The organism is Gardnerella vaginalis, from assembly GCF_001546485.1.
GTDB lineage: Bacteria > Actinomycetota > Actinomycetes > Actinomycetales > Bifidobacteriaceae > Bifidobacterium > Bifidobacterium vaginale_D.
On the sequence record NZ_KQ956850.1, the window covers coordinates 98,830 to 109,372 of the forward strand.

The window sequence follows — 10,543 nt, forward strand, 5'->3', positions numbered from 1 at the left end:
GCATTTTGCTGCAAGAGATTTTTTATGTTATTGGTAATCGAATTTATTTACCAGGATCTTGTTGTCCTTCATTAGAGTTTTTTGGATCAGTATTTTTCGCTACATTTGGTTTCTTAGTAATTGGTTTCTTTTGAGATTCCTGCTCGTCAATGTCTTTGCGCATATCTTTTGTTGCTTGTAATGCGTTTTGAAGATCATCGCAAATCTTCATAATCCACTGATCAAGACGATTAGCATATTTTGGCATAAGCTCACTAACTCGCACTGTAGATGTATAGCTACGTCCCGCAATGCCATTAAGTAAATTAAGTATGTCGTTGCCTTGTTGACTATCGCTAATTAATACATCAACTTTACGATCTTCAATAAGTTTTTGGAATTCTTCGATGCTTGAATGTTGTGGTTCATTATTGTTGCTTACTGCATCGGCATATTCTTTTGGGGTACTATCTTTCACATTTAAATCAGACATAAGCCAGAATAAAATAGGGGATGTGGAAGCATATTGGGCATTACCATATTCTTTTGAAAAGTCACTCAGAACAGTGGTTAACTTCTTTTCGCGTTGTTGCCATTGTGCTAATCGTTGATTAAAAACGTTCTTTTTATGAGGTCGTACTTTAGAAAAAGTATCCGCCATTGCAGAAGCCATTGCCTCTCGAGCGTCGTGAGAGAACCAGAAGTATGGGTTATCACCATTTAATGCTCCTACAGTTGCTGCAGCGCTGATAATTTCAGCTTTCTTTGGGTGTGTTTTGGTAGCCCAGTCATCATAGCCTGCGCCATTAGTGATAACTACCTGTGCATTTTGCATATTCTGTAAATCTTTTGCATGGGGTTTGAACGCTGTAATATCACTATTTGCTCCAGTCATAATGGAATCAACTTTGATATCATCTCCGCCAATTTCTTGAGCTAAGCTACCCCAAGTATCTACTGTAGATACTACAGCAATCGGCGCAATCGCTTTAGGTTTTTCTTTAGGTTTTTCTATTGTTTGCTGTCCGCAAGCAGAAAATCCTAGTAGTACTGCAGATGCAATACAACATGTCATGACGGTTCTTCCGAGTCTTTTCATTGCATAGGTAATAGTACGCATTGCTGCAGTCCTCTCGTAATAATGGCGCATCAGCCGCACGCGCCATTGCTAGTTGCTAATCGATATAGATACTTCTATACCTCACGATAGCCTATCCTTACGAATTGTGCGAGTTGGGAGGAATAATTTATGACTATTGTGTTGGATGGTAAAGCTTTAGCATCTAAAATTAAAGAAGACTTGGCAATACGAGTAGCAGCATTGCGTAAGCGTGGTATTGAGCCAGGTTTGGGTACACTATTAGTTGGTAAGGATCCAGGTTCGTTAAAATATGTTGCTGGCAAACATCGTGATTGTGAAGAAGTGGGGATTCGTTCTATTCGATGTGATCTATCTGAGGATGCAACTGAAGATGAAGTTCTTGCAGCAGTAGAGAAATTAAATAATGATCCTCTTTGTACTGGTTTTATTGTGCAACTTCCTTTGCCTAAAGGTATTGATACTCAAAAAGTTATTGCTTCGATTGATCCTGCAAAGGATTGTGATGGTATGCATCCTTATAATTTAGGTGAACTTGTTACGCATATTTCTGGAAATATTACAACACCTTTGCCGTGTACACCGCGTGGAATTTTAGCTTTACTAGATGAATATGGCATTAACCTTTCTGGAAAAGATATTTGTGTGCTTGGTCGCGGAATTACAGTTGGTCGCACCATCGGTCTTCTTTTAACTCGTAGAGGAGTAGATGCAACTGTCACCTTGTGTCATACTCGTACGCGGAATGTGCAAGAGATTATGCGTCGTTCTGATGTGATAATTGCCGCGATGGGCTGTGCCGGCTTTGTTAAGCCAGAAGATGTTAAGCCGGGTGCAGTTCTTGTTGACGTTGGTGTATCGCGAGTTTTTGATGAAGAAGTTGGCAGATACCGTGTAAAAGGTGATGTTGATCCAACTTGTCGCGAAATTGCTGGAGCATATTCTCCAAACCCGGGTGGGGTAGGACCTATGACTCGTGCGATGCTGTTAGCGAATGTCGTTGATATGGCTGAGCGAACACTTGATAAGCAATGAGTGCAACACGCCCGAAGTAAAACAGTAATTTTGGCTATGCCTGTATATAACATTGACAGAGCATGTGCATCATACGCATGTGAACATAAGAGCATAATTTAATATCGAGTAATATCCACCCCAAGAAGAAACCACTAATAAATAATGGCAGAGAATAATAACGAAGTCGCTAAGGTTGCGATTAATGATATTGGCACCGAAGAAGACTTCATCAAGGCAGTCGATTCAACCATCAAGAATTTTGATGATGGCGATTTAGTTGAAGGTACCGTCGTAAAGATTGATCACGACGAAGTATTGTTGGACATCGGCTACAAGACTGAAGGTGTAATTCCTTCCCGTGAACTTTCCATCAAGAAAGACGTTGATCCAGATGATGTTGTCGAAGTTGGCGACACCATTGAAGCCCTTGTTGTTACTAAGGAAGACAAGGAAGGACGTCTTATTCTCTCCAAGAAGCGTGCACAGTATGAGCGTGCTTGGGGTGACATCGAGAAGATTAAGGATGCAGACGGCATCGTTGAAGGTACCGTTATTGAAGCTGTTAAGGGCGGCTTGATTGTTGATATCGGTCTTCGTGGCTTCTTGCCAGCTTCCCTCGTTGAAATGCGTCGCGTTCGCGATCTTTCCCCATACATTGGCCAGAAGATTAAGGCTAAGATTCTTGAGCTCGATAAGAACCGCAACAACGTTGTGCTTTCTCGTCGTCAGTTCCTTGAGGAAACCCAGTCTGAAGTTCGCGAGACCTTCCTCTCGCAGCTTAAGAAGGGTCAGATTCGCGAAGGCGTTGTGTCTTCTATCGTAAACTTCGGCGCATTTGTTGACCTCGGCGGCGTTGACGGCCTCATTCACGTGTCTGAGCTTTCCTGGAAGCACATCGATCACCCATCTGAGGTTGTTAAGGTTGGCGATAAGGTTACCGTTGAAGTTCTCGACGTTGATCTCGATCGCGAACGTATTTCCCTTTCCCTTAAGGCAACTCAGGAAGATCCATGGCAGCGCTTCGCTCGCACCCATGTTCCTGGACAGGTTGTTAAGGGCAAGGTCACCAAGATCGTTCAGTTCGGTGTGTTCATCTCCGTTGAAGATGGTATTGAGGGCTTGGTTCACATTTCTGAGCTTGCAAACCGTCACGTAGAGAACCCAGAAACTGTCGTTAAGGCTAACGAAGAAGTATTCGTGAAGGTTATCGACGTTGATCTTGATCGTCGTCGTATCTCCCTCTCCTTGAAGCAAGCTACTGAAGCTGTCGATCCAAATTCTGAAGATTTCGATCCAGCTCTCTACGGCATGCCAGCTGAATATGATGCTGAAGGTAACTACAAGTACCCAGAAGGCTTCGATCCAAACACTAATGAGTGGATGGCTGGCTACGAGCAGCAGCGCGAAGAGTGGGAAGCTCAGTATGCTGCAGCTCACGAGCTTTGGGAAGAACACAAGGCATTCGCTGCTAAGGAACTCGCAGCTGCAGCTGAATCTGCTGCCGCTGACGGCCAGAGCGAAGAAGCTGAAAAGAAGCCAGCTAAGGAAGAGAAGAAGGAAGAAGTTGCTTCCAACTATTCTTCTGAGGCTTCTAACGAAGGTGCTTTAGCTGATTCCGATCAGCTCGCAGCTTTGCGCGAACAGCTTTTGAGTGAAAAGAAGTAGTTTCTACTAAAAGCGTATGAACAAGATGCCCCGGTGAGTGATCATCGGGGCATCTTGCGTAATAAAAGGGTTTTTATGAAGAATATTGAAATTAAAAAATTAGATTATTTAGAAGCCAAAGATAATATGAATATAATTTTAGATTTATATCTAAAAGCATTCCCTAAAGAACTAGATCGTATAGATAATGTTCGTGAACGCATATTAGATAGTTTGAAATATAACAATAGTGCGCTTTTACTTGTTGCTACGATGAATAATCGTATTATTGGTGTTTTATGTGGCATAGAATTATTACAAGATAATTGGTATGCGCATCAAATTAAACCATTTTTATCAGAAAATTATGATTGGTTCAATCAAAGCTTAGAGCTAAATGAGTTGTTTGTAGACACCGAATTTCAACATTTAGGTGTGGGTAGTGCGCTTATGAAGAAAGTCGAAAATCTTGAATTATATAAAACGATAATTTTATCTACAAAAAAAGATAACAATGCTGTTGCTTTAGATTTTTATAACAAGCTTGGATACAGTTTATTAACCGATAATTGGAAATCCTATTACGGGCCTATTTACTGCGTACTATATAAGAAGTTTTAGTAGGGTCAATGAAAATTTACGCTATTGTGAGAAATATATCGTTTATAATCAAAATATGACAATGATGCGTATTGCTGTAGCGGGCGGAATTGCAGCCGGAAAATCTACAGTAGTAAACCATTTGCATTCGCTTGGCGTGTTTGTTATAGATTACGATGTTTTAGCGCGTAAATGAAGCATCTAACGAAGGTGCTTTAGCTGATTCCGATCAGCTCGCAGCTTTGCGCGAACAGCTTTTGAGTGAAAAGAAGTAGTTTCTACTAAAAGCGTATGAACAAGATGCCCCGGTGAGTGATCATCGGGGCATCTTGCGTATTTCGATTATTGCAATGTTCTCTAAATACTCTGATTTTATAATTTATATTCTGTAATTAAATGTGAGTACAACAAATTTTCTTTTAAGAAGCACGATTATATGATTTTGTTAAAACATTAATGAAGTTATTAAAAGGATTGGTGAAAATTATGAGTACATTTGATAGCAATCAGCACAATACCCAATTCCCTCCATATGGTGGGAATAACAATCAGAATACTCATGCAACTTTGGTGAGTCCTCGTCAGAAAATCGTTGCTGGCTTGCTAGCTATTTTCTTGGGTACATTAGGCATTCATAATTTCTATCTTGGTTTTAAGGGTAAGGCCATTGCTCAGCTCCTTATTTCCGTTCTTTCTTTTGGTTTGCTTGCAGGTATTTCGATTATATGGTCATGTGTTGAAGGAATTTGCATTCTTTGCTCAAAGCCTGGGACTCAGTGGCATAAAGATGCCAATGGTGCAGAATTACAAGACTAATCATTTTATTTTCTTTAAGAAGTAATGCTCTGGTACTTATTTACTGGGGCATTACTTATAATTTATATATGACAATAATGCGGATTGCAGTAACGGGCGGAATTGCGGCTGGAAAATCTACAGTGGTAAACCATCTGCGTTCGCTTGGCGCTTTTGTTATAGATTACGATATTTTAGCGCGTAAAGTAGTGGAACCAGGAAGCACAGTATTGCAACAAATCGTAGGAATTTTTGGGGAAGATTCTGTTCTGGAAGATGGTTCTTTAAATCGAGCGTTTATTGCGGAGCGTATTTTTGGCGACGACGATGAGCATAAGCAAGCATTAAATAAGATTGAATCTATAATTCACCCGGCTATCTACAATCGTGCGAAGCTTTTAGAAAGCGAATATAAAAGCGAGTATGTTAGTAAAATTTCTAAAGCAAATTGCGATGAAATGAGCAGCATGAGCTCGATTATTGTGCACGATATTCCGCTTCTTGCGCAAGTAATCGACAGCATTCCATTTAGTTTTGACCATATTATTACTGTTGAAGCGCCTCAAGAAGTTCGCGTTAAGCGAATGATAAGCGATCGAAATATGACGAAGAGTCAGGCTTTAGCGCGCATAAAGAGTCAGCTTCCTTGTAAAGTTCGAAAAAATATGGCAGATTTTGTAGTCGATTCAACGAAACCAATGGGATCGATGCTTAACAGTGTTGATGATACGTTGAAATCATGGTTGTGTGAAGTAAGTAATAAAAGCGCTGAAATAGCAAACTTAGGGAAGTAAAAGATTATGACGAATAAAATTCAGCGTACAAACAAGCCTTTTGTAGTAAAAGCGCCATACAAGCCTTCAGGAGACCAGCCGCAAGCAATCGAAGAGTTGGCAAATCGCATTGAAAACGGCGAAAATGACGTTGTTTTAATGGGTGCTACGGGAACTGGTAAAACTGCTACAACTGCTTGGCTGATTGAGCGTTTGCAACGGCCGACACTTATTATTGAGCCGAATAAAACTTTGGCAGCTCAGCTTTGTGCAGAGTTTCGTGAGCTTATGCCAGATAATGCTGTGAGCTATTTTGTGTCTTACTACGATTACTATCAGCCGGAAGCGTATATTCCGCAAACAGACACGTATATTGAAAAAGACTCAAATATTAACGACGATGTTGAGCGTCTTCGCCACGCAGCTACAGCGAATTTGCTTACTAGACGGGATTGTGTTGTTGTAGCTACTGTTTCGTGCATTTATGGACTTGGTACTCCAGAGGAGTATGCCGAGCGAATGCTTATGTTAAGCGTTGGTCAGCAGCTTGAGCGAGATACACTTCTTCGCCAGTTTGTGAGTATGCAATACAAACGCAACGATATTGCGTTTACGCGCGGAACTTTTAGAGTGCGCGGTGACACAGTTGAGATTATTCCAGTGTACGAAGAATTAGCTGTGCGAATTGAATTCTTTGGTGACGAAATTGACAGAATTACGATGTTACATCCGCTTACAGGGGAAGTAATTCGCCAGGAGAGTAGCGTTCATATCTTCCCAGCATCTCACTATATTGCAGGACCTGAGCGCATGGAGCGTGCATTAGAGGCAATTGAGAAAGAACGTGACGAGAGAGTAGCACAGCTTAAAAAACAGAATAAATTGTTGGAAGCTCAGCGTTTGGAAATGCGAACTACGTATGATTTAGAAATGCTGCGACAAGTTGGAGTGTGCCCGGGAGTGGAAAATTATTCTAGGCATTTTGACGGACGTGATGCAGGTACACCTCCGCATACTCTGCTTGATTTTTTCCCAGATGACTTTTTGCTGGTTTTAGATGAGTCACATGTAACAGTGCCGCAAATTGGAGCCATGTATGAAGGTGACGCTTCGCGCAAAAGAACGCTTGTAGAACATGGCTTTAGGCTTCCTTCTGCAATGGATAATCGCCCGTTAAAGTGGAAAGAATTTTTGGAGCACGTTGGTCAAACTGTGTATCTTTCTGCAACTCCTGGAGATTACGAGTTGGGGCTTTCGGATGGTGTAGTTGAGCAGATTATTCGCCCTACTGGTTTGCTGGATCCTAAGATTGAGGTTCGCCCTGTGGAGGGACAGGTTGACGATTTGCTTGCGGAAATCAAGGCGCGAGTGGCAAAAGATGAGCGCGTGCTTGTTACTACGCTTACAAAAAAGATGGCTGAAGACTTAACTGATTATTTTTTGGAGCTTGGTATTAAAGTTGAGTATTTACATTCAGATGTTGATACTTTGCGCAGGGTGGAGCTTTTGCGCGAGCTTCGCGAAGGCAAAATTGATGTGATTGTTGGCATCAATTTGCTTCGTGAGGGTTTGGATTTGCCGGAAGTTTCGCTTGTGGCGATTTTGGATGCAGATAAGGAAGGCTTCTTAAGATCCTATCGTTCGCTTATTCAAACGATTGGTCGCGCTGCTCGTAACGTTTCCGGAACTGTGTTTATGTATGCGGATAGCGTTACGGATGCTATGAGCAAGGCTATTAGTGAGACGGAGAGGCGTCGCGAAAAGCAAATCGCGTATAACAAGGCTCACGGAATTGATCCTAAGCCTTTGCTAAAGAAGATTAGCGATGTGAACGATATGCTTGCTAAAGAAGATGTTGATACTCAAACTTTGCTAGCAGGCGGTTACAGGAATGCTAATAAGGCTGGGAACTCGCATTATGGCGTGCCAAAAGAGCCGAATCTGGGGCAGCAAAGCAAAGAAAAGCGTATGGCGAATATTTCGGCCTTGCCGCAAAGCGATATTATGTCGTTAATTAAAAATTTAAGCGAGCAAATGCATGTTGCTGCAGAACAGTTGCAATTCGAGCTTGCAGCGCGATTGCGCGATGAAATACGCGATTTAAAGAAAGAGTTGCGACAGATAAAGGATGCTCAAAGTTAGTAAACATCTATTATTTAAGTATTAGCCAAGTATTTTTTGTGATTTTCTGTGAACGTTCACAAAACGCCGAATAAATGTGGTAAGCGGTCACAATCCGTTGATACACTAGAAAGCGGAATTGGGCGTTTTATGGTTTTTATCGTTAAAACGTTCATAAAAAATAAACAGAAATAGAAATAGGTAGGCATTATGCGTAAAGCCAAAATCGTTGATACTATTGGTCCAGCTACCGAATCGTTGGAAGGTATTACCAAGCTTGTTGAAGCTGGTATGGATGTTGCTCGTTTGAACCGTTCTCATGGCACTCCTGAAGATCATTTGCGCGTGTACAACAACGTTCGTGCAGCTTCCAAGTCCACTGGCCGCAATGTTGCTGCTCTTGTTGATTTGCAGGGTCCAAAGATTCGCTGCGGTTGGTTCAAGAAGAACGCTGATGGTGAAGATAAAGTTTATTTGGAAGAAGGCCAGGAGTTCATCATCACTACGGATGATGTTGAAGGTGACGAGCACCGCACTTCCACAACCTTCAAGGGCTTGCCAGGAGATTGCCATGCAGGCGACCCAATTCTTATTGATGATGGTAAGGTTCGTCTTGAGGTAACTAAGGTAGAAGGTAACGACGTTCACACTAAGGTTATTGTTGCTGGTCCAGTTTCCAGCCACAAGGGCATTAACCTTCCAGGCGTCGCTGTTTCGCTTCCAGCTTTGACTGAAAAGGATGAGGCTGATCTTCGTTGGGCTATTCGCACTGGCGCTGACATTATTGCTATGTCCTTCGTGCGTTTCGCTACTGATATTGATCGCGCTCATGAAATCATGGACGAAGAAGGTCGCCGTATTCCAATCGTGGCAAAGATTGAAAAGCCACAGGCTGTTGAGAACTTGGAAGAGATTGTAAAGACCTTCGATGGTATCATGGTTGCTCGCGGTGATATGGCTGTGGAAATGCCTCTCGAAGAGGTTCCACTGGTTACCAAGCGTTGCATTGAGCTTTCTCGCCGCTATGCAAAGCCAGTTATCGTTGCTACTGAAGTTCTTGGTACCATGGTTAACTCTCCAGTTCCAACTCGTGCAGAAGCTTCTGACTGCGCTAACGCAGTTCTCGACGGTGCTGACGCAACGATGACTTCTAACGAAACTGCCGTTGGCAAGTATCCAGATGTTACCGTGAAGACCATGTCCCGTATTTCTCAGTATGCTACTGAGCATGGCTATGATCGTATTCCAGCTGTTGAGCTTGACATGTCTAGCACCGGCGCTGTTTCTTCTGCAGCTGTTGACTTGGCAGATAAGCTTAATGCTAAAGCTATTGTTGCCTATACTCAGACTGGTCGCACAGTACATCGTATTTCTCGTGAACGTCCAACTGCGCCAATCTTTGGTTTAACTAACAATGAGCATACGTATCGTTGGTTGGCTTTGAGCTGGGGTACTGAGGGCTTCTTGATTGATGAAGATTATCATGATATGAACCGTCACGATTTGATGATTTTCACCGACAAGGTTCTTCGCGAAGCAGGTAAGGTTTCCGATGGTGATCAGATTGTTATTTTGAGCACTGCTCAAGGTGAGCGTCAAGCTGGTCGCACGGATTCTATCTATGTTCACACTGTTGGTGCTTGCGATTAATTTTGCTAGCTTTGATGCGAAATATTACGTTACTGTTGTGAATGTGTGAATTTTACTCATTCTGCAATATTGTGGCAGTTGCGTAGTCAATGTAATGCGCGCTTCTCATTTTATGGGTTGCGCGCATTATTGGTATTGGCTTGTAAATAAGTAGCATTGCGACACGCCAACACGCGCGAGGTGTTTGCATGTGACTTAAAGTGTGCTATAGTCAACAAGTCGCGCAAAAACGCAGAAAATTGAAAATGCCCCTGTATCCCAATTGGTAGAGGAAACAGCCTCAAAATCTGTGCAGTGTGAGTTCGAGTCTCACCGGGGGCACGTGCACAACGTCGCTTAGCTTGCTAGGCGGCGTTTTTTATTTTTATTTTTTTGTTATTCGGCTCTATAGCTAAGAAAGCGTATAATACTAGCAGTGTATTTGCATGAAAAAGTGCCGATTTGATGCGAAAGGAGCAATGATGATCCGTAATATAGCATTGCGCATGAATAAGAAAGAAAATAATCGTTTGAATGAAATAAGTAGTAATAACGAACGCAATGTAGGCATAGCTATAAAGTCAGTTGTTCCGATTGCTTTTGTGCTAGTTTTTGCAATGTGTTTCTTAATAATTCTTCATGTTAATTCAGCATTTGCTTCTACCAAATCTCATAATGGTCTTCCGTCAAAAGGTGTTATTGTTACTGCTTTTCAACAAAACTGGAAGAGTATTGCTAAAGAATGTAAGCAAACGTATGGTCCTGAAGGTGTGAAGTATGTGCAAGTGTCGCCTCCGGAAGACCATATTAAAGGTACAGCTTGGTGGACTTCTTACCAGCCAGTGAGTTATAACTTAAATTCTAAACTTGGTACTGAAGCTGAGTT

At 42.1% G+C, this 10,543-nt stretch carries 8 protein-coding genes, 1 tRNA gene and 2 pseudogenes; 10 read left to right on the forward strand and 1 reads right to left on the reverse strand.

Annotation, left to right across the window (positions count from 1 at the left end; translation table 11 throughout):
- Positions 1-43: 43 nt before the first annotated feature.
- A complete protein-coding gene (locus tag HMPREF3208_RS02560) occupies positions 44-1,099 on the reverse strand; it encodes a metal ABC transporter solute-binding protein, Zn/Mn family (protein WP_064347115.1) in 1,056 nt (351 codons plus the stop codon).
- A gap of 129 nt (positions 1,100-1,228) precedes the next feature.
- On the opposite strand from HMPREF3208_RS02560, the gene HMPREF3208_RS02565 reads away from it, so the two are divergent.
- The 10 genes and pseudogenes from HMPREF3208_RS02565 to HMPREF3208_RS06865 all read left to right on the forward strand — a co-directional run.
- Entirely contained in the window at positions 1,229-2,113 is an 885-nt protein-coding gene (locus HMPREF3208_RS02565) for a bifunctional methylenetetrahydrofolate dehydrogenase/methenyltetrahydrofolate cyclohydrolase (protein ID WP_064347076.1), read from the forward strand.
- A gap of 144 nt (positions 2,114-2,257) precedes the next feature.
- Positions 2,258-3,760, forward strand: a complete 1,503-nt coding sequence (gene rpsA, locus HMPREF3208_RS02570; protein WP_004135961.1) for a 30S ribosomal protein S1 — start codon at positions 2,258-2,260, stop codon at positions 3,758-3,760.
- A gap of 75 nt (positions 3,761-3,835) precedes the next feature.
- Positions 3,836-4,360: a GNAT family N-acetyltransferase gene (locus HMPREF3208_RS02575; protein ID WP_064347078.1), complete on the forward strand. Its 525-nt coding sequence runs from the start codon at positions 3,836-3,838 to the stop codon at positions 4,358-4,360.
- 55 nt (positions 4,361-4,415) lie between these two features.
- Positions 4,416-4,532, forward strand: a pseudogene (locus HMPREF3208_RS02580) (dephospho-CoA kinase); the annotation flags it as partial.
- 293 nt (positions 4,533-4,825) lie between these two features.
- On the forward strand, positions 4,826-5,155 hold the full coding sequence (locus HMPREF3208_RS02585) for a TM2 domain-containing protein (protein ID WP_064347116.1): 330 nt from the start codon (positions 4,826-4,828) through the stop codon (positions 5,153-5,155).
- Between the two features lie 68 nt (positions 5,156-5,223).
- Positions 5,224-5,928: a dephospho-CoA kinase gene (gene coaE, locus HMPREF3208_RS02590; RefSeq protein WP_064347080.1), complete on the forward strand. Its 705-nt coding sequence runs from the start codon at positions 5,224-5,226 to the stop codon at positions 5,926-5,928.
- Positions 5,929-5,934: 6 nt separating this feature from the next.
- The gene (uvrB, locus tag HMPREF3208_RS02595; protein WP_064347084.1) at positions 5,935-8,049 is read left to right on the forward strand and encodes an excinuclease ABC subunit UvrB; all 2,115 of its coding nucleotides are present in this window, start codon (positions 5,935-5,937) and stop codon (positions 8,047-8,049) included.
- 189 nt (positions 8,050-8,238) lie between these two features.
- On the forward strand, positions 8,239-9,678 hold the full coding sequence (pyk, locus tag HMPREF3208_RS02600) for a pyruvate kinase (protein WP_016636532.1): 1,440 nt from the start codon (positions 8,239-8,241) through the stop codon (positions 9,676-9,678).
- Positions 9,679-9,925: 247 nt separating this feature from the next.
- Positions 9,926-9,999: transfer RNA gene (locus HMPREF3208_RS02605), tRNA-Leu, on the forward strand.
- 137 nt (positions 10,000-10,136) lie between these two features.
- Positions 10,137-10,543: pseudogene (locus HMPREF3208_RS06865) on the forward strand (glycosidase); the annotation flags it as partial.

Coding starts and splice junctions, on each gene's coding strand:
- HMPREF3208_RS02575 (WP_064347078.1), top strand. CDS start 3,836: ATGAAGAATATTGAAATTAAAAAATTAGATTATTTAGAAGCCAAAGAT.
- pyk (WP_016636532.1), top strand. CDS start 8,239: ATGCGTAAAGCCAAAATCGTTGATACTATTGGTCCAGCTACCGAATCG.
- HMPREF3208_RS02560 (WP_064347115.1), bottom strand. CDS start 1,099: ATGCGTACTATTACCTATGCAATGAAAAGACTCGGAAGAACCGTCATG.
- HMPREF3208_RS02565 (WP_064347076.1), top strand. CDS start 1,229: ATGACTATTGTGTTGGATGGTAAAGCTTTAGCATCTAAAATTAAAGAA.
- HMPREF3208_RS02585 (WP_064347116.1), top strand. CDS start 4,826: ATGAGTACATTTGATAGCAATCAGCACAATACCCAATTCCCTCCATAT.
- rpsA (WP_004135961.1), top strand. CDS start 2,258: ATGGCAGAGAATAATAACGAAGTCGCTAAGGTTGCGATTAATGATATT.
- uvrB (WP_064347084.1), top strand. CDS start 5,935: ATGACGAATAAAATTCAGCGTACAAACAAGCCTTTTGTAGTAAAAGCG.
- coaE (WP_064347080.1), top strand. CDS start 5,224: ATGACAATAATGCGGATTGCAGTAACGGGCGGAATTGCGGCTGGAAAA.